The sequence below is a fragment of the Streptomyces sp. CAI-85 genome (assembly GCF_013363615.1).
Classification (GTDB): Bacteria; Actinomycetota; Actinomycetes; order Streptomycetales; family Streptomycetaceae; genus Streptomyces; species Streptomyces antibioticus_B.
On the sequence record NZ_JAANNX010000259.1, the window covers coordinates 1 to 584 of the forward strand.

The following is a 584-nucleotide window of genomic DNA, read 5'->3' on the forward strand; positions in this document are numbered from 1 at the left end:
CGCGGCGAGGTCGGCCGGGCCGTGTCCGTGTTCCGGTTCGCCGCCGAGGAGGCCCGCCGGTTCAACGGCGGCGAGGCCCAGCGGCTCGACACCGACCTCGGCGGTCAGGGCCGGCTCGCGCTGACCCGCCGTTTCCCCAAGGGCGTCGTGCTCGGCATCGCGCCGTTCAACTTCCCGCTGAACCTGTGCGCCCACAAGATCGCCCCCGCGATCGCGGCCGGTGTGCCGATCATCCTCAAGCCGGCCCCCGCCACCCCGCTCTCCGGCCTGATCATCGGCGACCTGCTCGCCGAGACCGAGCTGCCGGCCGGCTCCTGGTCGATCCTGCCGGTCGCCAACGACCGTATGCCCGCCCTGGTCCAGGACGAGCGGCTGCCGGTCATCTCCTTCACCGGCTCCGAGAAGGTCGGTTACGCGATCATGGACTCGGTGCCGCGCAAGCACTGCACCCTGGAGCTGGGCGGCAACGGCGCGGCCGTCGTCCTCGCCGACTGGGCCTCCGACGAGGACCTCGACTGGGCGGCCACCCGGATCGCCACCTTCTCCAACTACCAGGGCGGCCAGTCCTGCATCTCCGTGCAGCG

Annotated in this window: 1 protein-coding gene; it reads left to right on the forward strand. The window is 72.3% G+C overall.

Going from position 1 to position 584, the window contains the following annotated elements:
- A partial coding sequence (locus G6W55_RS38145) for an aldehyde dehydrogenase family protein (RefSeq protein ID WP_175525121.1) occupies positions 1 to 584 on the forward strand: 584 nt, incomplete at both ends.